General features: G+C 68.9%; 12 protein-coding genes. 7 read left to right on the top strand and 5 right to left on the bottom strand.

All coding sequences use genetic code 11. From position 1 onward, the window contains the following. Nucleotides 1-19 precede the first annotated feature (19 nt). Nucleotides 20-2,491, bottom strand: a complete 2,472-nt coding sequence (locus TSH20_RS14015; protein WP_109075315.1) for an ankyrin repeat domain-containing protein — start codon at nucleotides 2,489-2,491, stop codon at nucleotides 20-22. A gap of 218 nt (nucleotides 2,492-2,709) precedes the next feature. Between TSH20_RS14015 and TSH20_RS14010 the strand changes: the two genes are divergently transcribed. The 4 genes from TSH20_RS14010 (at nucleotide 2,710) to TSH20_RS13995 (ending at nucleotide 6,143) form a co-directional block, all read left to right on the top strand. Continuing rightward, on the top strand, nucleotides 2,710-3,612 hold the full coding sequence (locus tag TSH20_RS14010) for an ROK family protein (RefSeq protein ID WP_109075314.1): 903 nt from the start codon (nucleotides 2,710-2,712) through the stop codon (nucleotides 3,610-3,612). A gap of 187 nt (nucleotides 3,613-3,799) precedes the next feature. Then, nucleotides 3,800-4,030, top strand: coding sequence for a hypothetical protein (locus tag TSH20_RS14005; protein ID WP_247871120.1), 231 nt, complete (start codon nucleotides 3,800-3,802; stop codon nucleotides 4,028-4,030). A gap of 871 nt (nucleotides 4,031-4,901) precedes the next feature. Next, a complete protein-coding gene (gene otsB, locus TSH20_RS14000) occupies nucleotides 4,902-5,690 on the top strand; it encodes a trehalose-phosphatase (protein ID WP_109075312.1) in 789 nt (262 codons plus the stop codon). A gap of 204 nt (nucleotides 5,691-5,894) precedes the next feature. Further along, nucleotides 5,895-6,143, top strand: a complete 249-nt coding sequence (locus tag TSH20_RS13995) for a hypothetical protein (protein ID WP_109075311.1) — start codon at nucleotides 5,895-5,897, stop codon at nucleotides 6,141-6,143. A 15-nt stretch (nucleotides 6,144-6,158) separates the two neighbouring features. Here TSH20_RS13995 and TSH20_RS13990 read toward each other — a convergent pair whose 3' ends face one another. Further along, on the bottom strand, nucleotides 6,159-6,470 hold the full coding sequence (locus TSH20_RS13990) for a peptidoglycan-binding domain-containing protein (protein ID WP_109075310.1): 312 nt from the start codon (nucleotides 6,468-6,470) through the stop codon (nucleotides 6,159-6,161). A 126-nt stretch (nucleotides 6,471-6,596) separates the two neighbouring features. Then, nucleotides 6,597-7,728 (bottom strand): peptide chain release factor 2 gene (gene prfB, locus TSH20_RS13985; RefSeq protein WP_108546617.1). Its coding sequence is split into 2 segments (ribosomal slippage): nucleotides 6,597-7,658 and nucleotides 7,660-7,728, totalling 1,131 coding nucleotides; the frame shifts between segments, so codons are not numbered across the junction. Between the two features lie 360 nt (nucleotides 7,729-8,088). Here prfB and TSH20_RS13980 point away from each other — a divergent pair. Beyond that, nucleotides 8,089-9,525: an MBOAT family O-acyltransferase gene (locus TSH20_RS13980; protein WP_109075309.1), complete on the top strand. Its 1,437-nt coding sequence runs from the start codon at nucleotides 8,089-8,091 to the stop codon at nucleotides 9,523-9,525. A 19-nt stretch (nucleotides 9,526-9,544) separates the two neighbouring features. Beyond that, nucleotides 9,545-10,597 (top strand): hypothetical protein, encoded by a 1,053-nt coding sequence (locus TSH20_RS13975; RefSeq protein WP_109075308.1) that lies wholly within the window; start codon nucleotides 9,545-9,547, stop codon nucleotides 10,595-10,597. A 72-nt stretch (nucleotides 10,598-10,669) separates the two neighbouring features. Here the strand turns inward: TSH20_RS13975 and TSH20_RS13970 are convergent, their stop codons facing one another. Both TSH20_RS13970 and TSH20_RS13965 read right to left on the bottom strand, forming a co-directional pair. After that, complete coding sequence (locus tag TSH20_RS13970) at nucleotides 10,670-13,207, bottom strand: penicillin-binding protein 1A (RefSeq protein ID WP_109075307.1); 2,538 nt, start codon at nucleotides 13,205-13,207, stop codon at nucleotides 10,670-10,672. 227 nt (nucleotides 13,208-13,434) lie between these two features. Continuing rightward, complete coding sequence (locus tag TSH20_RS13965; RefSeq protein ID WP_109075306.1) at nucleotides 13,435-14,919, bottom strand: N-acetylmuramoyl-L-alanine amidase; 1,485 nt, start codon at nucleotides 14,917-14,919, stop codon at nucleotides 13,435-13,437. Nucleotides 14,920-15,596: 677 nt separating this feature from the next. On the opposite strand from TSH20_RS13965, the gene TSH20_RS13960 reads away from it, so the two are divergent. Next, a complete protein-coding gene (locus tag TSH20_RS13960) occupies nucleotides 15,597-18,617 on the top strand; it encodes a ribonuclease E/G (RefSeq protein ID WP_109075305.1) in 3,021 nt (1,006 codons plus the stop codon). The last annotated feature ends 23 nt before the right edge of the window (nucleotides 18,618-18,640 follow it).

Genomic DNA, 18,640 nt, shown 5'->3' with positions numbered 1-18,640 from the left:
GACCACCGCCGAGCGGGGATCAGCGGGGCTTCAGCGCCTCCACCACCTGCACATGGCCCTGCAGCGCGCCCAGAGTCAGCGCGGAGTTGCCGTTGGCGTCCATGCGGTAGGGGTTGGCGCCGCTGTCGAGCAGAAGCTTGGCCACCGCCTCGTGCCCGTTGTTGGCGGCGTACATCAGCGCCGACCAGCCATAGGCGGTGGTGCGGTCGACCATCACCCCATGCTGGATCAGCGTGCGCGCCACGTCCTGATGGCCGCGGGCGGCGGCGGCCATCAGCGCGGTCTTGCCGTCGCTGTTGGTGGTGTCGAGATCGGCGCCGCCGTCGGCCAGCGCGCGGACCACCGCATCATGCCCGCCCCAGGCGGCGTACATCACCGCCGTGGCGCCGTCGGAGGTGCGCAGATCGGATCGGGCATGACGGTCCAGCAACACCCGCACCGCATCGGTCAGCCCCTGTTCGGCGGCGATCATCAGCAGGGTCTTGCCATTCTCCAGCCGCGTATCCGGACTGGCCCCGGCCTGCAGCGTGCGCGACAGCTCCGACGGGTTGCGCAGCAGGGCCAGCACCGATTCGCGGTCGCCCAGACCCGGAGTCGCCTTCACCGGCGCCGCGGAACTTCCGCCGCCGGTGCCGGACGCGGTGCCGGTGGAAGGGCCGTTGGAGGGGCCGGCATAGGCCCGCTGCTCGCCCGCCGCGCGGATTCGTTCGGCCAGATCGGGGCTGGCAGGCGAGATCATCTGCGCCCGCTCGTAGAAGCGCTTCGTCTCCGACCAGTCGCCGTCGCGCTCCGCCATCATCGCCCAGCGGCGATAGGTGTCCTCCATGGTGGTCAGCAGTTCCGCCACCTCGGGCGCCGACGGCGCGATCTGGCGGATGCGCTGCACCGTCTCGAAGGCATTGTCGCCGGGCGGGGTGGTCAGGCGCTTGCCGGCAATCTGGCGGCGGGCCTGATCGACCATGCTGCGCACGCGCTGGGCGGTGTCGGCGTCGGGAACGGCGACCTGCGGCACGGCGGGAACGGCGGGCGTGGCCGATGGGTCCTCCAGCGGCGGCAGCGAGGCCACGCCCGGCGCCGCCTCCGCATTGCCCGGCGAGGCGGAGGGCTTGGCGGCTGACGGCTGCGACTGGGCCGGCGGCAGTGCCGCGGTCTCGACCGGCGCCGCCGCCGGCGGAGTGGCGGTCGAGGCGGGCACCGCCGCCTTCGCCACCGTCTGGGTGCCACTCCCAGGCGTCTGCGCGCTCTGGGTGGGCGTCTTCTGAGCATCGGCCGTGGTGGCCGGACGCGGGGCGGGTGGCGTAGACGTCGGGGAGGAAGCGGCAGGCGCCACAGGAACGGAGGCTGCCGGAACCGACGTTGCCGGAACCGACGGGGCGGCACCGGGCGCGGCCGTGGCAGTATCGGCGGCAGCCTGCCGGCTGGCGGCCGGAGTCTCGTCACCGGTCAGGCCCAGCACCGTCCGCTCGACCGCATCGCGCGCGCGGACCCATCCCTCCTCCACCATCGCCAGCGCCCGGTCGGGGAAGGCGCCCGGCATCGCGGTGGCGATGGCGGCGCCTGCGGCTCCCAGCAGGACCAGGGTGGTCAGCGCCGCTCCGGCATAGAGCCCGGTCCGGCGCGGCGCCCGCATCGTCTGGCCCTGGCCGAAACCCGGGTACCCCCGGTTTTGATAGTCGGCGACCGGCCCCTCCGCACCGGCCATCGGTCCGGGATCGCGGTCGCTCCATTCCTGATCGCCCGACCAGCGGTGATCCTGCGGCCGGTCTTCCTGCCGCTCACCCACCGACCAGTCGTTCGCGGGCGGAATCGCCGCCGACTGGGGCGGCGGCGCCAGGATCGGCACCGGACGCGGCGCCGGCGATGCGGCGGCCTCCTGCGACTCGTCGACGAAGCCCCCGCCGGGCGACATCCGGTAGATCACGCCCATGTCGCGCAGCACATCCGTCAGCCCGGCCCGCGCCAAGGTTCCTTCCAACTCGGGAGTGCCGCAGAGCAGCACCTGCATGAAGCGGCCGGACGGCGTTTCCGCCCGCGTCAGATCGACCAGATCGGTCAGCACCGGCGGCGCCAGCACGGCGGCGTTATCCACCGCCAGCAGCCCGGAGCCGGCAAGCTCCAGCCTTTCCTCCAGCGCGGCGATCAGGGCGTCGAAATCGACCTCGCCGCCCTCATCCCCGGCGGCCAGATCGGGCAGCGCGCCGGTGCCGGCCGCGGCGACCAGATCCTCCAGCTCCGCGCCGAGCGACGCCGCGACCGGCAGCGCCATGGCGCCGTCCGCCTCGACGTGCTCGACCAGTTGGCGGAACAGCGCGGGACGGCCCGACCCGGCATCTCCCACCAGCACCAGCAGCCTCTTGCGGGCCAAAAAGGCGAGAACCAGTCCATCACGGATCTCGGCCGCCGTGGCGCCGGCGGATTCGGAAACGGGATCGTGGTAGCCCGGAGCGGCGCGCCGGGCGCGCGAGGAATGTTTCGGGGCAGAACGGTCCATGGACATCTCAAGACGCCGATCAGTGAAGGATGCGCTCATGAGACTCTAGTGATGCCCCCCGCAAGCCCCGACGGGGCAAAGGGCGGTTACCCCCTCTCTTCCGGGGTGGGTGGATTGACCCTTCCGGCACGAAAGCATCCCTGGCCCGCCGATCGGGGGAGCGGTATAGGGTTGCCCCCGAAAATCGGTCATCTTCCACCATCCGGACGGCGGCAGGCATGCGACTCGGAATCGATTTGGGCGGCACCAAGATCGCCGCCGTGGCGCTGGATCGGGATGGGACGGAACTCGCCCGCCACCGCCGCCCGACCCCGCGCGGCTACGACGCCACGCTGGATGCGCTGGTCGAGACGGTGGCCGCCCTCATTCCCGCTGGCGACCCGGCCGGAACGCGCGGCGTCGGCATCAGCCTTCCCGGCGTGGTCGACGCCGCCGCCGGACGGGTGCGCGCGGTGAACCTGCCCTGGCTGGAGGGCCGCCCCTTCGCCGACGATGCGGCCCGGCGGATCGGCCGCCCGGTGCGGATCGCCAACGACGCCAACTGCTTCACCCTGTCCGAGGCGACGGACGGAGTGGCGGCCGGAGACACGTCGGTGGTGTTCGGCGTCATCCTCGGCACCGGGGTCGGCGGCGGCATCGTCATCGACGGGCGCATCCTGCCCGGCGCCAACGGGCTGGCCGGCGAATGGGGTCATGCGCCGCTTCCCTGGCGCGAGGAGGCCGACGGCCCGCCGGTGCCCTGCGGCTGCGGCAAGACGGGGTGCCTGGAGACGGTGCTGTGCGGCGCCGGTCTGACGCGCCTGCACCGCCATCTGACCGGCGAGACGCTGGACCCGCCGGAGATCGCCGCCCGCGCCCTGGCCGGCGATGCCGCCGCGGCCGGAACATTGGCCCGGCATGCCGACGCGCTGGCCCGGGCGCTGGCCCCGGTGCTGAACCTGCTGGACCCGGACATGGTGGTGGTCGGCGGCGGCCTGTCCGCGCTGCCCGGCCTGTGCGAAGCGGTGACGCGGCGCTGGGGCGCCTGGACGCTGGCGGCCGAGCCGCGCACCCGGATGGCCGTTGCCCGCCATGGCGCCGAAAGCGGAATGCGCGGCGCCGCCCGCTTGTGGCCGGACTGAGCGTCACCACCTCTGCGACGGCGACCGCAACCAACGGTCACGGAGTGGCACGGGACTTGCGCATTCTCCGGTCGGACCGAACGGGGGTACGCCCATGATGCGGAAAAAAGTGGGGACGCGGGCTGCGGGCAACAGCGTCCATTTGCATTTTGCAAACCGGAACGCGACGCGGGCCGGAAAACCGGCAGTGCGTTTGCATTCTGCAAATGACCCTGACGCAAGTCAGGGCACCGGACGCCATCTGGAGCATGCCTGCGTCAGCCTGCAGAACGCGGCCGTCGAATTGGAGACGGTGCTGGCGAGACTGCCCGGCGACGAGCAGGCCGATCTGCACGAGGCGATCGGGTCGATCATGGAGACGCTGCAGTTGATCGCATCGACCCATGCCCGGCTGGAGCCGCCGATCGCTGCCGACTGACCCGCCGGTAAGCCGGCTGACGACGTGAAAAGCGACATGAAAAAGGGCGGCCACGCGGACCGCCCTTTTCGTTCGTCCGACGGCAGTGGCCTGCTCAGTCGGTGATGGTCTGCCAGAAGAAGAAAGCGACGGCGAGGACCATGATGGCGATGTCCATGGGAACGACTCCTGTGGATGACGGCGGATAGGCGTTTCACGTCGATCTATACGACAGTTCGCCGGCCGGTGGCAGTGCTTCCGTTCCCCTGCGGCGGTTTTTCACCCCCCGGCCCGGTCTGACAGCCGATCCGCACAAAAAATTCCGCTGGACGGACTGCGTCCACGATCCGGACAACGCCCAAATCCGGAGCGCCTCCACAGCCGCCAAACCCAACGGCCAGCCCCGGATGGCCGCCGCCAATCAGCGCAACTCTTTGCAAGCAAAAGATTTTCTTACTCAGCGGAATCGCCGGCACCGGTGGCCGACCACGCCCAAGCGGCGGCCCGTCCCCCATAAACTGCGGATTCCAGAGGGAAAAACCGCAGCGCTATGACGTTTTTCAGGGGTTGCCTTCCCAGGGGGCTTTCTGGCAAGAAAAAGGCCGCTGAAGTCAGCGGCCTTGAGTTTAGGGAGGAAACGCCCAAGAAGGGCGAAGCAGCAATCGCTTGCTGCACTGCAACAGTACCAGAACCCGGGGGGCCTGCAACCCCCAAAGCCGGCCCCTGCGTGGGGCCGCAGCTTTTGGCGGGTTCTGTTGCGGATCGGCCACAGAAAGCCTGCTCATTTCGTCAGGACTCTGGCCGTCTTCTCCTCCCGCCCGTTACTCACCTGCGGCGTGCCGGCCCCGGTCAGCCGCCGCATCCCGACAGGCAGCGGCGCGAGGAGCCAGCATTGACCCTCTTCCCCCCATCCGCTTTCACGGAATTCGACGCGTTCACCGCTGCACTGGACGGACGCACCCCCGCCCTGTTCCTCGACTATGACGGAACGCTGGCCGCCATCGCACCGCGCCCCGAATTGGCGGTGATGCCGGACGAGGCGCGCGCGGTGGTGCAGCGGCTGTCGGCCCTCTGCCCGGTCGCCTTCGTCAGCGGGCGCGACCTGGATGACCTGACGGCGATGGTCGCGGTGGAGGGGCTGGTCTATGCCGGCAGCCACGGCTTCGACCTGCGCGGCCCGGACCTGCGCCGGCAGGTGGGGGTGGAGTATGTTCCCGACCTCGACGCGGCCGAACGGCTTCTGCGTGACCGGCTCGGCGGCATCGCCGGCGCTCTGGTGGAGCGCAAGCGCTTCGCCATCGCCATCCACACCCGGCAGGTCGCCACGCCCGACAAGCCGCAGGTCGGCGAAGCCGTCCGCGCGGTGGCGGGAGCGCAACCGCGCCTGCGCATCACCGGCGGCAAGGAACTGTTCGAGCTTCGCCCCAACCTGCCCTGGGACAAGGGCCGCGCCGTGCTCACCCTGCTGGAGACGCTGGGGCTGGAGGGAAACGGCACCCTGCCGATCTATCTCGGCGACGACGAGACGGACGAGGACGCCTTCCGCGCCCTGGCCGGCCGGGGAGTCGGCATCCGGGTGATGGAAAGCCCGGCCGAGACCGCCGCGACCTGGAGCCTGCACGATCCGGCGGAGGCCACGGCGTTCCTGGGGCGGCTGGCGGACTGGCTGGCGGAGGGGTGAGGTCGCTTCGGCCGCTGCCCCCTCCCCAACCCTCCCCCTCTTCGAGGGAGAGGGTGCCTTATGCGAAGCGGCGGCAGTCCCCTCTCCCACCGAAGGTGGGGGAGGGTTAGGGAGGGGGCATTCGCCAGCCGACGCCTTCCGCATTCACCAACCCTAAACCGTCAGCCCGCTATCCTGCCCTTTCAACCAGCCGGACAGCGCGTCATGGACATCGGATCAGCCATTGGACCGGGCACCACCGCCACGCCCTACCGGCCGCAGGCCAGCGCGCTCGACGGATTGCAGGATGCGCAGGCGCGGACCGACGCGGCGTCGGAGCAGATCGCCGCGGGCAACCTGGACCCGGCGGTGGTCCTTGACCTGACCTCCGCCCAGGTGGATTTCGCCGCGAACGCCAAGGTGCTGCAGGCGACGCAGGAGAACAGCCGCCGCCTGCTCGACATGCTGGCCTGAAACCATAAACCCGGATCAGCGGGGCTTGTTCGGGCCGTAAATCTTGGGTTGGCTGAAGTTCAGGTGGTCGAGAAGCCCCTGGGTGGCGCAGCCGTCGACCGGCAATTTCGCCGCTCGCTGGTAGGAGCGGATCGCCGTGCGGGTGCGTGATCCCATCTTGCCGTCGACCGTTCCGGCGTTGAAGCCATGCTCGTTCAACGCCTCCTGCGCGCCGGAGATGAATGCCTGTCGCATCTCGTCCGGCAGATTGTCGGTCTCGCAGGCCGCGAAGGCCGGGTTCGCCAGCAGCATGGCGCCGCACAGGGCCGGAAGAAGAAGTCTGTTCATGGATCGGTTGCTCCAGATCGTTGGGGCCGCAGCCTGTTGAAACAGCCGAGCCCAGCCTTGCATTCCAGAATGCTGGGAATCAAAAAGGGCGGCCGCAAGCGACCGCCCTTTTTTCGTTCCGACCCGTCAGCCCCCGGCGGCGTGCGCGTCGTCGCTCTGCCCCTTGATCCGGGAGGCGAGCGCTGCCTCCAGGAAGGGATCGAGCGCACCGTCCAGCACCGCCTGGCTCTGCGAGGTTTCCACCTCCGTCCGCAGATCCTTCACCATCTGGTAGGGGTGCAGGACATAGGAGCGGATCTGGTGGCCCCAGCCGATGTCGGTCTTGGTGGCTTCCAGCGCGGCGGCGGCATCCTCGCGGATCTTCAGCTCGCGTTCGTACAGGCGGGCACGCAGCATGTCCCACGCCTTGGCGCGGTTCTTGTGCTGCGACCGTTCCTGCTGACAGCTCACCACGATGTTCGTCGGGATGTGCGTGATGCGCACCGCCGAGTCGGTCTTGTTGATGTGCTGGCCGCCGGCGCCCGACGCACGGTAGGTGTCGATGCGGCAGTCCTTCTCGTTGATCTCGATGTCGATCTTGTCGTCGATCACCGGGGAAATCGAGACGGCGGCGAAGCTGGTCTGGCGCCGCGCCTGGCTGTCGAACGGGCTGATGCGCACCAGACGGTGCACGCCGGCCTCGGTCTTCAGCCAGCCATAGGCGTTGTGGCCCTTGATCTGCACGGTGGCCGACTTGATGCCGGCCTCTTCACCCGGCGTCTCGTCCAGCCATTCGGTCTTGTAGCCGTGCTGCTCCGCCCAGCGGGTGTACATGCGCATCAGCATCAGCGCCCAGTCCTGGGCCTCCGTGCCGCCGGCGCCGGCATTCACCTCGACGAAGCAGTCGTTGGCATCGGCCTCGCCCGACAGCAGGCTTTCGATCTGCAGCTTGTTGGCGCGGTCGCGCAGGCCGTAGAGCTGGGCCTCGGCATCGGCGACGACGGTGGCGTCCCCTTCCGCCTCGCCCATCTCGATCAGCTCCAGGCTGTCGGACAGATCGCGCTCCAGCGCCCGATACCCGGCGACGGAGGTGTCGAGCTGGGTGCGCTCGCGCATGATGGTCTGGGCCCGCGTCGGGTCGTCCCAAAGCTTGGGATCCTCCGCGAGGTTGTTCAGTTCGTCGAGACGCCGCAGTGCATTGTCCCAGTCAAAGATGCCTCCTCAGCAGCGCCAGCGATTCTCTGATCTCGCCGGCGGCCGCTTCGATCTCGGCCCGCATGGCGGTGCCTCCTCGTCAGCCAGAGTTGAAGGGTTTGTCGGCTGCATATGTAGCCGCTCGTTCCCCGCCTTGCACCCTCTTAATGACCGCGGGCAGGCCAACTGGAAGCCCGCAATGGGAGGGCTTGCCACTTTCGTGTATGGCCCAGCCCCTGCTTGGAGGTCCTAACCGTTTGGGATCATCGGCCCGGCTCATTTCAGAGTACGTCCCAAATCCGGCCGCACAACCCTACCGCGGCGACCGGGAATTCCCGAAATCGAGGTTATGGTCGGCGTCGTTCCGCGCCTTTTTTGCGCGTTTCCGCGCATGGCCATTCCTGCGCGGATGCAAGGACGCGCGACCACCTCTGCCGGGGGCACGATGAGCTTCACCAGCCTGAATTTCCTGCTGTTCATCACCGTGTTCAGCGCCGGTTTCATGGCGCTGGCCCGCACCCGCGCCTTTACGCCCTTCCTGCTGGTGGCGAGCTACATCTTCTACGGCTATTGGGACTACCGGTTCTGCGGCCTGCTGGCGCTCAGCACCTTCATCGACTTCTATTGCGGGTTGAAGATCGCCGATGCGCCCGACCGCAGCACCAAGAAGATGTATCTGTTCATCAGCCTGGGTGCCAACCTGGGCATGCTGTTCTTCTTCAAATACTACAACTTCTTCGCCGACAGCGCCGAGGTGGCGCTCGCCTCGCTGGGGGTCGAGATCGGGCGGCGGACGCTCGACATCCTGCTGCCGGTCGGCATCTCCTTCTATACCTTCCAAAATCTCAGCTATGGCATCGACCTCTATACGGGAGAGCTGAAGCAGCCGGAACGCTCGCTGGTGCGCTATGCCAGCTTCGTCGCCTTCTTCCCGCAGCTGGTGGCCGGGCCCATCGTGCGGGCACGCGACCTGCTGCCGCAAATCCAGCAGCGCCCGCGCGACATCCCGTTCGAGGACCGCTTCGCCGGGCTGGAAAAGGTGATCTGGGGCTATTTCCTGAAGATCGGGTTGGCCGACAACGCCGCCGTGGTGGTCGATGCCCGTTTCCACCAGCCGGAGTTCTTCAATGCGCTCCAGCATGTGATCGGGCTGATCTGCTTTTCGCTGCAGATCTACGGCGACTTCGCCGGCTATTCGCTGATCGCCATCGGGCTGGCGCAGATCTTCGGCTACACCATGTGCCAGAACTTCGCCCGGCCCTATTTCGCCACCGGCATGCGCGATTTCTGGCGGCGCTGGCACATCTCGCTGTCCACCTGGTTCCGCGACTATGTCTATGTGCCGATGGGCGGCAGCCGCACGCGCTGGCTGCGCATCCGCAACGTCGTCATCACCATGCTGATCTCCGGCCTGTGGCACGGCGCCAACTGGACCTTCGTCCTGTGGGGGGCGCTGCATGGCGGGCTGATGCTGGTCGAGGACGGCGCCCGCCGACTGGCCGTCCTCAGCCCGGTGCGGCTCAGCGGTCCGGTGCTGGCCGCCGGGCGGCTGGTGATGATCGGGCTGGTCTTCGCCGTGGTGACGCTGACCTGGCTGCCCTTCCGCGCCGACAACCTGCACACGGTCTGGACCATCCTGGGCATCATCGCCGACGGTGATTTCGGGCTTCAGCAGGGCAACCAGCAGGCCAGCTCGCTTCTGCGTGTCGCCGTCACCGGCCTGATCGTGCTGATGGTCGACGCGATGATCGAGCGTGGAGCCGGCCGCCGCTATGCCGGGATGAATGTGGTGGCGCGGTCGATGGCCTGCTCCGCCCTGATCCTGGTGATGCTGCTGTTCGGCAGCTTCGCCAACCACGCCTTCATCTACTTCCAGTTCTGACCGGACGGAGCCCCCTCCCATGTATCGCCTTCTGGCTTGCATCGTGCTGATCCTCGCCACCGTCACGGCGATGGACCGGGTCCTGGCGTCGGCGCTGGGCGGCCTGCTGCTGCGCTCCAGCGACCGCTTCATGGCGATCTACCGCCCGTTCGAACCGGAAGCCGAAAGGCCGGGCATCAAGCCGCCCGCCAGACCGCCCGCCGATCAGGGAGAGCAGCCGAGTCCCCTGCTGGTGAAGGCCGCCCTGAAAGCCGAGCCGCACCCGGTTCGCGGGCCGGCCGACGTGCTGGTGCTCGGCAACTCGCGGGCGGACAACCATTTCCCCGTCTCCGCCCTGCAGGACATGACCTGTGGCCGGGCGTTGAATTTGGGAATGGGCGGGGCGCCGACCGTGCTGTCGGCCCTGTTGTGGGAGGACTACGTCGAACGCCACGGCGCGCCGCGCCTGCTGGTGCTGGAGCCGACCGGCGTGGTCGACAACCCGCACGACCTCGCCGACCTGCCGCTGCTGGCCTACTACTCGCCACGCATCGACGCCTTCGTCCGGCAGGAGAACGAGGAGCTGTGGATGGCCAACCACGCCTTCCACCTGATGACCTTCAACAACAACCAGACCATGCGGCTGATCGCCGGTCTGGTGAAGCCCGCCGCCGACCGCACCCTGGTGGGCGCCATCCCCGAACCGATGAAAATCCAGCTCGCCGCCGCGCCCGAGGAAGTGATGACCGCCGCCGACGTCAACTGGCAGGCGCTGGACCACATCATCCGCAGCGCCCAGGCGCACGGCACCCGGGTGGCGGTGGTCATCACCCCCTATTTCCCGACCTATGCCGGCAAGCTGAGGAATTTCGACGCCTTCTTCGCCGAGCTGAAAAGCCGCCTGCCCGCTGGCGTCACCGTGGTCGACGCCCGCCGCGCGGTGGACAAGGACGAGCTGTTCATGGACGCCCTGCACGTCAACGAGGACGGCGTGCGCGCGATGTTCGCCGCCCTGGAACCCGCTTTGCGCCCGCTTGGAACCTGCCCGGTGGACGCGCTGGCCTCGCTGTCGGCGGCGGGTTCGACGCACTGACCGCGACAGCATCGCTTCGTAGCGAATGCAAAGAAGAGGGGCGCCCACTGTGGGCGCCCCTCTTCTTTTGGCTCAGTAGAGCCCGCCGGTTCCCAGCGTCGCCGCGGCCGGCGGGGCCGGCACGCCCGGCTGTTGCGAGCCGAAGCCGCCTGTGGCGTTCGGATCGCCCATCATGGCGCCAGAAGCCTGCGAGGAGCCGTCCAGCACCACCTGCGGCTGGTCGGGGTTGGGCTCGGTGCCCGGCAGGAAGGCTTCCCAGATGGCGCGGTTGTCCCCCGGCTGGGCCAGTTGGCCGTTGGCCGGGTTGACGCGGACGAGGCGCAGGCCGGGCGGCACGCGGAACGGCGTCGCCGGCTTGTCCTTCAACGCCACCTGCATGACCTCCTTGAACACCGGCACCGCGGCGGACCCGCCGGTCTCGTGGCCGCCCAGCGAGCGCGGCTGGTCGAAGCCGATGTAGGTGCCGACCACCAGATCGGGCGAGAAACCCATGAACCAGGCGTCGTGGCTGTCGTTGGTGGTCCCGGTCTTGCCGGCCAGCGGCTTGCCCAGCGACTTCAGCGCCGCCGCGGTGCCGCGCTGAACCACGCCTTCCAGGATCGAGACGATCTGGTAGGTGGTGCGCGGGTCGTTCACCTGCTCCCGGGTGTCGGGCACCGCCGGCACCGCCATCCCGTCCTTCCAGGCGACGTTGTTGCAGCCCTCGCACGGGCGGTTGTCGTGGCGGAAAACGGTCTTGCCGTTGCGGTCCTGCACACGGTCGATGAAGGTCGGCACCACCCGCTTGCCGCCATTGTCCAGCATGGCGTAGGCGGTGGCGAGCCGCAGCACCGTCGTCTCGCCGGCACCCAGCGACATCGGCAGGTAGGGCTGCAGGTTGTCGACGATGCCGAACTTCTCGACCAGCGCCTTGACCTTGTCCATGCCGATCTGCTGGGCGAGGCGGACGGTCATGACGTTGCGCGACTTCTCGATGCCGACGCGCAGCGGGGTCGGGCCGTAGAATTCATGGCTGTAGTTCTCCGGCCGCCAGACCGGCTGTCCGCCGCCCGGATCGAAGGAGAAGGGCGCGTCCATCACCAGCGACGACGGGGTGAAGCCCTGGTTCAGCGCCGTCAGATAGACGAAGGGCTTGAAGGACGAACCGGGCTGGCGCAGCGCCTGGGTGGCACGGTTGAACACGCTCATGGCGGGGGAGAAGCCGCCGACCATCGCCAGCACGCGGCCGGTGTGCGGATCGAGCGCGACGAGGCCGCCCTGCACCTGCGGGATCTGGCGCAGGGCGTAGCTGTTCGGCGGCAGTTCCTTGGGCGCGGACTTGTCGCCCTTCTTGGCCGGCTTCTCATCCTCGTCCTTCGACGGGCCGGTCAGCGGCTCGACCAGCAGGACATCGCCCAGCTTGGCGACATCGGACGGCTTGCGGATCGCCGGGCCGGCGACGTCGCCATCCTTGGAAGCACGGGCCCAGCGCAGTTCCGACAGCGGGATGCGGCCGCGGCTGCCGTCAGCAAGTCCGATGTCCAGCCCGTCCGACTGGTCGTCCTTCAGCACCACCGCCATCTTCCAGCCTTCCGACCCGGCGGGCGGCGGCAGGGCGGCCAGCTTCTTCGGCCAGTTGTCGAAATTCTCCATCTTGGCCACCGGGCCACGCCAGCCATGGCGGCGGTCGTAGGCGATCAGCCCGTCGCGCAGCGCCTTGGTCGCGGTCGCCTGCAGCGTCGGGTCCATCGAGGCGCGGACCGACAGCCCGCCCTCATACAGCGCCTGCTCGCCGTAGAGCTTCACCAGCTCGCGCCGGACCTCCTCGGAGAAATACTCGGCGGTCACCACCTCCTGCTCGTCGCGCTTGCGGGTGACCAGCGGCCGTCCTTGCGCGGCCTTCGCCTCCTCCGGCGTGATGTAGCCGTCTTCCGCCATGCGGCCGATCACCCAGTTGCGGCGGGCGACGGCGGCGTCGTGCTGGCGGTCCGGATTGTAGTTGGAGGGCGCCTTGGGCAAGGCCGCCAGGAAGGCGACCTCCTCGATGCTCAACTCGTCCAGCGCCTTGTTGAAATAGTTCAGCGCCGCCGCCGCCACGCCGTAGGAGCGGTTCCCCAGGAAGATCTCGTTCAGGTACAGCTCCAGGATGCGGTCCTTGGTGAAAGTCCGCTCGATGCGGATCGCCAGGATCGCCTCCTTGATCTTGCGGGCGAAGGAGACCTCGTTGGTCAGCAGCATGTTCTTGGCGACCTGCTGCGTGATCGTGCTGGCGCCGACCGGCCGGCGGTCGCGGCCGAAATTCTCGACGTTGGTCAGGATCGCACGCAGGATGCCGATCGGATCGACGCCCTGGTGGCCATAGAAATTCTTGTCCTCGGCCGCCATGAAGGCGTTCATCACCTGACGCGGCATGGCGTCGATCGGCACGAAGATGCGCCGTTCCGACGCGAATTCCGCCATCAGGCGCCCGTCGCCGGCATAGATGCGCGTGGTCACCGGCGGCTCGTAGTTGGCCAGCTTGGTGTAGTCGGGCAGGTCGTGGTCGTAATGCTCGAACAGGAAGACCAGCCCCCCGGCGCCGGCAAGAGCCAGCATCACGAAGGCCATCAGCAAGGACAAAAGAAGGCGCATGACCGATCCCGCAAGAGACGACGAACGGCGCGCCGGCAGTCCGGTTCCAATGGATCCGGATCGCAGGTGCGCCTGACAGGGCGGCGCATCCTACACCGCCGCGGTGCGAAGTGCCGCCCTCGTTCCCGTCATGTCAGGAAAATGTGACACGCAGAGGGCGCACGCAAGAAGGCGCCGGCGCAAAGGGGGTATTCGGGCAATCAGTATGCCGGCAGCCCGGCCGCGTTTCAGCTCCGTTGCGTGCCGTGCAGCCAACGGAAATAGGCGTCGATGGTCCGGGCCAGCCCCTTGCCCAAACGCTCGCGGTGGCCGGAGGAGGTCAGCAGCTTGATATCCCGCTGGTTCGACAGGTATCCCATCTCGATCAGCGCCGACGGCACGTCGGGCGCGGTCAGCACGGCGAAGCCGGCCTGCCGGTGCGGCCGGTTGGGGATCAGCGGCACGTCGCGACCGAGATTCTGCAGCGCCAGCGTCGCGAACCGCTTCGAATGGTTCATGGCGTCGCGCTGGGCCAGATCGATCAGGATGTTGGCGACCAGCTTGTTCTCGCCCGACAGGTCGAGCCCGACCAGGGCGTCGGCCCGGTTCTCCTTGGCGGCCAGCATCTCCGCCTCGCGGTCGGACGCCTTGTCGGACAGGGTATAGATTGACATGCCGCGCACGTCGCCGCTGCTGATGCTGTCGGCATGCAGCGAGATGAACAGGTCGGCGCCGGCCTCCCGCCCGATGGAGACGCGGTCGCGCAGGCGGATGAACACGTCGCTGTCGCGGGTCAGCTTCACCCGGTAGCGGCCGGTCGCCTCCAACTGGCGCTTCACCTCCTTGGCGGTGGCGAGCGTGATGTCCTTCTCATAGATGCCGCCGACGCCGATGGCGCCGGGGTCCTGGCCGCCATGGCCGGGATCGAGCACGATCAGCGGCTTTTCCGCCACCGTCGGCGGCTTGTTGTCCGGCAGCGGCGGGGCAACGGGCAGCGCGGCCGGGATCAGCTGGGCAGGCGGGATCGGCGGCAGCGGCGCGAAGGGCGGCGGGGCGCTGACGGTGGCATTGGTTTCGGCAGCCGGCGGCGAAGGCTGCGGAGCCGGAACCGGCGCCGGAACCGCCATCGCCGACGAGACGATGGACGACATCGTCAACGGGCTCTTGCCGGTAACCTCTTTGGCGTCCTTCCCGGCCGCGGCGAGCTGCCTGAACTCCGCCGCCGAGATCTTCTCCAGGTCGAGCACCAAGCGGGGCTGGTGGCCGTCGCGCGCCGGGATCATGTAGCCGTCGCGCAGCCGGGCCGGACCGACCGTCTCGAAGGTCAGGCGCGTGCCGCGGGGGCCGCCCGCCGCATGGTGGTAGCGCGCGACCACTCCCTTGCCCTCCACCGGCAGCGCGCCGCCGGGCCAGATCAGGTCGGGCAGATCAATGATGACGCGGTAGGGATCGGCGGCCATCGACACGGTGAAGGACACCGTGTCGCTCAGCTCCAGCACGAAGCGGGTCTTGTCCGGATGGATGCCCAGCCGGGCATCGACCACCGCCGTGCGCGGCGGCGCCGACGGCAGGGCCGCGGTGGTCTGCGCCCTCGCAATGGCAGCCGTCCCGAAGCCGATCAGCACCAGCGCCAGCAGAACCGGCAGAACCGCACCGAGAATGCGCATCGCCAGTCGATGGGCCGAAGCGATGGCTGGAACGGCGGCTGTGGTCGGGCTGGGCGGCCGTGGCATCGAAACTCCTCGGCGGCTGAAGGGGCACAAAACAAGGCAACGGACGCTCAGCTATAGCCTAGCCAATTCAACGCTCTCAACGCGGATCGTCAGAGCTTGAGTCAATTCCGGACGGGGGTGCCGTTCCTGCAACAGTGATCGCGAGCGTGGCGGCGGCCATGTCGGGACGGGCTGCCATGGTGGAGGCACGCTCCTTCGCTTCCCCGCGACGAACTTGTTCGCCGAATCGGCGCATTTCCGCGTTGTGCAAGAGGGATCGCTTGTCTATGGTATCTTTGCGACAGACCGCAATTCGCCAGATTCGGGTCGGACTCCCAAGGTGAGCGCCGATTCGCTGATGCCGGGACCAACCTCCCAGGATCAGCCGATCGCCGGTCACGGGGCCGACCAAGGGGCTGCGGCGTCGCCTCCGACACCGCCTGTCCGGCCATCCGCGCCGGAGGGACGTCGCGGGGTGGCGCGTTCGGATTGGCGGTGAGAGGACGAAACCTCGAAGCTGGCTGTGGCCGCAAGGCGGCAGCCCGGCGCGTGTCGACCGGGCCGTCCTGGCTGCTCTCGTCAGCGCCGTTCGACGGTTCCGGTCCGTCGTGCCGTATGCTTCGCCCACAACAGACGCTGCGTCCAGGCGGCCCGACCGGTCGCGCGGGTTCCCTGGGTCGCGCCGTTGAGGACCGTATATGGCCAAGCGCATGCTGGTGGACGCCACGCACCCGGAAGAAACCCGGGTTGCCGTGGTCAATGGGAACCGGCTGGAAGAACTCGATTTCGAGATCGCCAGCCGCAAGCAGCTGAAGGGCAACATCTACCTGGCGAAGGTGACGCGGGTCGAGCCTTCGCTTCAGGCGGCCTTCGTGGAATATGGCGGGAACCGCCACGGCTTCCTCGCCTTCTCCGAAATCCATCCCGATTATTACCGCATACCCATCGCCGACCGCGAGGCCCTGCTGGCCGAGGAGCGCCGGCTGGAAGAGCAGGCGGAAGCCCGGGCCGAGGCCGCCGCCGACGGCGCCGTGATGGGCGAGCCGATCCGCCCCGAGCAGATCGTCGAGGAATGGTCGCCGATGCCCTCCCCCATCGCGCCCGAGGCGTCGGATGAGGAGGACGGCGACGACAACGGCGCCGAAGACACCGAGTCCGGTGACGAGCAGGCCGCCCAGACCGAGGGCGCCGCACAGGCCGCCGACAGCCCCGACATGGTCGGCGGCGACGAGGACGAAGAGGCCGAGACCCAGCGCCGCCGTTCGCGCCCGCTGCGTTCCTACAAGATCCAGGAAGTGGTGAAGCGCCGGCAGGTCATGCTGGTGCAGGTGACGAAGGAGGAGCGCGGCAACAAGGGTGCGGCGCTGACCACCTACCTGTCGCTGCCCGGCCGCTACTGCGTCCTGATGCCCAACACCGGCCGCGGCGGCGGGATTTCCCGCAAGATCACCAACCCGGCCGACCGCAAGCGCCTGAAGGAAATCCTGTCGGATCTCGACATTCCCGATGGCATGGCGGTCATCCTGCGCACCGCCGGGCTGGAGCGCTCCAAGCCCGAGATCAAGCGCGACCTGGAATATCTCCTGCGCCTGTGGGACGACATCCGCGAACAGACGCTGAAGTCGTCGGCGCCCTGCCTCATCTATGAAGAGGCGAACCTGATCAAGCGGTCGATCCGCGATCTCTACGCCAACGACATCGACGAGATCTGGGTCGAGGGCGAGGCCGGCTTCCGCACGGCGCGCGAGTTCATGGACATGCTGATGCCGGGCCATTCCCAGCGCGTCCAGCTGTACCGCGACAGCCAGATCCCGCTGTTCCACCGCTATCAGGTGGAAACGCAGATCGACGCCATCCACAGCCCGGTGGTGCAGCTGCGCTCCGGCGGCTACATCGTCATCAACCCGACCGAGGCGCTGGTCTCCATCGACGTCAACTCCGGCAAGTCGACCCGCGAGCGCAACATCGAGGAAACCGCCTACAAGACCAACCTGGAGGCCGCCGACGAGGTGGCGCGCCAGCTGCGCCTGCGCGATCTGGCCGGCCTGATCGTCATCGACTTCATCGACATGGAGGAGCCGCGGAACAACGCCGCCGTCGAGCGCCGCATGAAGGAGGCGATGAAGAACGACCGGGCGCGCATCCAGCTCGGCCGCATCTCCGCCTTCGGCCTGCTGGAGCTGTCGCGCCAGCGTCTGCGTCCGTCGCTGCTGGAGACCAACTTCGAGCGCTGCCCGCACTGCTCGGGCACCGGCGTCGTCCGTTCGGTCGAATCCGCCTCGCTGCACGTCTTGCGCGCCATCGAGGAAGAGGGCATCCGCAAGCGGTCGGCGGAGATCACCATCTACGTGCCGACCTCCATCGCGCTCTACATCCTCAACCAGAAGCGCGGTGAACTGGCCAAGATCGAAGAGCGTCATGCCTTCAGCGTCATGGTCCAGGCCGACGATACCCTGATCGCCCCGGACCACCGTCTGGAGCGCAACAAAGCCCGCCTGCCCGACGAGGAAGGCCCGCTGGTCAGCGCCGACCGCGTGATGGCCGAGACCGACCGCGCGCTCGCCGCCGAGCCGGTCCAGCCGGTGGAGGAGCCGGAAGCCGAGGTCGAAGCCGCCCAGGTCGAGGAGACTGCCGAGCGTGCCGAGACCAACGGCGATGGCAATGGCGAGGACCGTCGCCGCCGCCGCCGCCGCCGTCGGGGCCGTGGCCGTGATCGCGAGGAAGGCCGGGCCGAGGGCGACACCGCCGAGGGCGAGGGCGAGACGGAGGAGACCGAGGAGACCGTTCTGCCGATTGCCGCCGAGGCGATCCCCGGGGCCGCCATCTCCGAACCCGACGCCGACTCGGCTGAAGCCGAAGGCGACGACGAGGATGAGGACGGCGAGGACGAAACCGGCGCCGACGCCGGCGAGCGCAACGGCGAAGGCCGCAAGAAGCGCCGCCGCGGCAAGCGCGGTGGCCGTCGCCGGTCGCGCCGCGAGGGTGCGGAAGGCCTGGAGGGCGGCGAGGAGGCCGGTTCCGAGCAGCCCGCCGTTCCGGTTCAGGCCATTCCGGCCCCGGCCGAGGCGAGCGACCTCGACTGGATCCTGGCTGGCGATACGGCCCCGGCGGTCGAGCAAGCTCCGGTTCCGGTGACCGCCACCGAGCCGGCGGTGACCGCTCCGGCTCCGGCCGAAGCCGCCGCTGCGAAGGCTCCGGCCAAGAAGGCGTCGCGCAAGCGCAAGGCCGCTGCCGAGGCTCCGGCCGAGGCTGCCCCGGTGGCTGCCCCCGTGGCCGCTCCGGCGGTTGCCGAAGCCCCGGCCAAGGGCCGCAAGCGCAAGGCCGCCGCAGCGGTCGAAGCGCCGGTGGAAGCCGCTGCCGAAGCCGCGCCGGCCAAGAAGGCCTCGCGCAAGCGCAAGGCTGCCGCCGAGGCGCCGGTGGAGGCCGCTCCCGTGGCCGCTCCGGCCGCTGCCGAAGCCCCGGCCAAGGGCCGCAAGCGCAAGGCCGCTGCCGCCGCCGAAGCCCCGGCGGAGGTCGCGACCGACAAGGCTCCGGCCAAGAAGGCGTCCCGCAAGCGCAAGACCGCTGCCGAGGCTCCGGCGGAGGCCGCACCGGTCGCCGCCGCTCCGGCTCCGGTGCCCCAGCCCGCTCCGGCCGCCGAGCCCGCCAACGAGCCGGCTCCCGCCGGTGACGAGGACGAGGCAAATGCCAAGCCGCGCCGCGGCTGGTGGAAGCGGTAAGCCCAACGGCCCAACCGGGACCT

The organism is Azospirillum sp. TSH20 (assembly GCF_003115935.1).
GTDB lineage: Bacteria > Pseudomonadota > Alphaproteobacteria > Azospirillales > Azospirillaceae > Azospirillum.
This window is presented reverse-complemented; position numbering and strand designations above follow the sequence as displayed.